Below are 2,425 nucleotides of genomic sequence, written 5' to 3' on the forward strand. Positions count from 1 at the left end.
GATCATCCAGCCGGCGATGAGGTCCTTGGTCTCGGGGAACGGGCCGTCGGTGACCGCCGGGCGCCCCTCGCCGTCGTAGCGGACCCACATGCCCTCGGGGGCGAGGCCCTGGGCGTCGACGAACTCGCCGGTCTTCTCCAGCCGGTCCGCGAAGTCCTGCATGTACTGCATGTGCGCCGAGATCTCCTCGGGCGTCCACCGGTCCATCGGCACGTCGTTGACCGCTGCCGGGGCTCCGCGGTAGTGCTTGAGCAGAAGGTACTTCGCCATGGTGTCTCTCCTCGGTGCTGTGCGACCCATTGTGGTCGCGTTCACCCCGGGGACGGAGCCGGGTGCGGGTTCTCGACATCCCGGCGGGAATTTTTTCGAAGCGGCCGGGCATTTCTTTCGGCGACCGATCGATCACCACGGGTGACGGCCTGGTCGGTGATCCGCGGAGGCGGTGAGAGGCGCCACCGGTTACCGTGAGTGCATGATCAACGGTGCCCACCTGGTCATCCACAGCCGTGACGCGGAGGCCGACCGCGTCTTCCTGCGCGACGTGCTGGGCTGGCCGCACGTCGACGCGGGTGGCGGTTGGCTGATCTTCAAGCTGCCCCCGGCCGAGATCGCCGTCCACCCGGGCGGCTCGCCCTCCCACGAGCTGTTCCTGATGTGCGACGACGTCGACGCCACCGTCCGCGAACTCACCGCCCGGGGCGTCGAGTTCACCGAGCCCGTCACGTCCGTCGGCTGGGGGCTGAAGACCGCCCTGCGCCTGCCGGGCGGCGGCGAGGTGGGCCTCTACCAGCCGCGCCACGCCGTCGCCCACGACCTGTAGGGCCCGGTCGATCCGGGCCCGGGCGGTCAGGTGCAGGTGTTCCGGACGCGGGCGGTCAGGGGGCGGGCGGGCGCCGGCCGGCATTCGTGGCGACGAGGCGGTAGTCGGTGAAGACCACCGGCCCCTCGGACAGCTCGGGCGTGTAGACCGCCTGGAACCGCCGCACGGCCTCGGACTCGCCGTGCGCCCGGTGGGCTGCCTCGTCGGCGAAGGTGAAGAGGTGGACGAAGCGGGTCGGGTCGTCCTTCTGCTGCCAGGCCGTGTACAACCAGGTGTCGGGCTCGTGGGCCGCGACGTAGCCGACGAACTCCTCGATCGCCGCCAGGACCCGGTCGACGGCCCCGGCGTTCACTCGGTAGTGCGCGGTCTGGTAGATCGGCATGGCGCTCCGCCTGTCGCTCCTCGGGGACGGTGTTCCTGCCTCCACCTTGCGGGCGCCCGCCCGGAAGGCAAAAGCCGTGACCACCGAACGAGTGCCCGGGCGCCGCCGGACGGCTCTTCGGGCGGGCCGTGCGGGACGGCGGAGGCCCCAGGGTCGGCCGAGGAGTAGTCGGGCCCGTCCTGGGAAGGTAACGGCCCGCCAGCACGCACCACCCCACCCGACGGGAGTCCGCATGACGATCGCCCACCGCACCCTCGGCACCGGCGAGCACAAGGTCCTGGTCCTGCACGACTGGTTCGGCACCAGCGCCGCCTGGGGCCCGTTCCTCGACTACCTGGACCCGGAGGCGTTCGGCTACGCCTTCCTCGACTACCGGGGCTACGGCGAACGGCTGGACGTCGACGGCGAGTTCACGCTCGCCGAAATCGCCTCGGACGCGCTCGCCCTCGCCGACCTGCTCGGGTGGGACACCTTCTCGGTGGTCGGCCACTCGATGGGCGGCAAGGCCGCGCAGCGCGTCCTCGCCGAGGCGCCGGGCCGCGTTCGCAAGCTGGTCGGTGTGACGCCCGTGCCCGCGAGCAGCTACCCGCTGGAGGGCGACGCGTACGACCTCTTCCACGGGGCGGCGGCGAGCCCCGACAACCGGCGGGCGATCCTCGACCTCGTCACCGGGCAGCGGGCCAACACCCGGTGGCTCGACGCGATGACGGCCCGCTCGGTGGCCGGCTCTCGGCCGGAGGCCTTCGCCGCCTACCTGACCGACTGGAGCACCCAGGACTTCGCCGCCAAGGTGGCCGGCAGCCCGCTGCCCGTCAAGGTGTTCGTCGGCGAGCACGACCTCGCCCTCACCGCCGAGGCCATGCGCGGCACCTGGCTGACCCACTACCCGCAGGCCGACCTGGAGGTCCTGCCCAACTCCGGGCACTACCCGATGTACGAGATCCCGGTGGCCTTCGCGACCGCCCTGGAGGCGTTCCTCCGCGCCTGACGGACCTGGGACGGCAACCACAGAGCAGGGAGCGAGCGATGGCGGACGGGCACTTCGAGGTACGGGCGATCGGCCGGGTGGAATCACCGCTGCTGGACCGCTCCGGCGCGCCCAGGCAGGGCGACGAAGGCACGCCGGTGCTGGACGTCAAGCCGGTCCTGGCCCGCCTCGACGAACGCCACGAAGGGCTCGGTCAGAGCGGCACGACCAGGCCGACGCCCTCGGCCGCGACGGC

4 protein-coding genes and 1 pseudogene are annotated in these 2,425 nt (G+C 72.0%); 3 read left to right on the forward strand and 2 right to left on the reverse strand.

From position 1 onward, the window contains the following. Nucleotides 1-270 (reverse strand): YciI family protein (locus AB0O00_RS35800; protein WP_363658882.1); only part of this gene is annotated, 270 nt, incomplete at its 3' end. Nucleotides 271-472: 202 nt separating this feature from the next. Between AB0O00_RS35800 and AB0O00_RS35805 the strand changes: the two genes are divergently transcribed. Further along, nucleotides 473-820 carry a VOC family protein gene (locus AB0O00_RS35805; RefSeq protein ID WP_363658883.1) on the forward strand — a complete coding sequence of 116 codons (348 nt, stop codon included), beginning with the start codon at nucleotides 473-475 and terminating at the stop codon, nucleotides 818-820. 55 nt (nucleotides 821-875) lie between these two features. Here AB0O00_RS35805 and AB0O00_RS35810 read toward each other — a convergent pair whose 3' ends face one another. Further along, nucleotides 876-1,202 (reverse strand): antibiotic biosynthesis monooxygenase family protein, encoded by a 327-nt coding sequence (locus AB0O00_RS35810; protein WP_363658884.1) that lies wholly within the window; start codon nucleotides 1,200-1,202, stop codon nucleotides 876-878. 232 nt (nucleotides 1,203-1,434) lie between these two features. Here AB0O00_RS35810 and AB0O00_RS35815 point away from each other — a divergent pair, with 232 nt between their 5' ends. Then, nucleotides 1,435-2,190 carry an alpha/beta hydrolase gene (locus tag AB0O00_RS35815; RefSeq protein ID WP_363658885.1) on the forward strand — a complete coding sequence of 252 codons (756 nt, stop codon included), beginning with the start codon at nucleotides 1,435-1,437 and terminating at the stop codon, nucleotides 2,188-2,190. A 38-nt stretch (nucleotides 2,191-2,228) separates the two neighbouring features. Continuing rightward, a pseudogene (locus tag AB0O00_RS35820) lies at nucleotides 2,229-2,425 on the forward strand (hypothetical protein); the annotation flags it as partial.

Source organism: Kitasatospora sp. NPDC093558, assembly GCF_040683475.1.
Lineage (GTDB): Bacteria > Actinomycetota > Actinomycetes > Streptomycetales > Streptomycetaceae > Kitasatospora.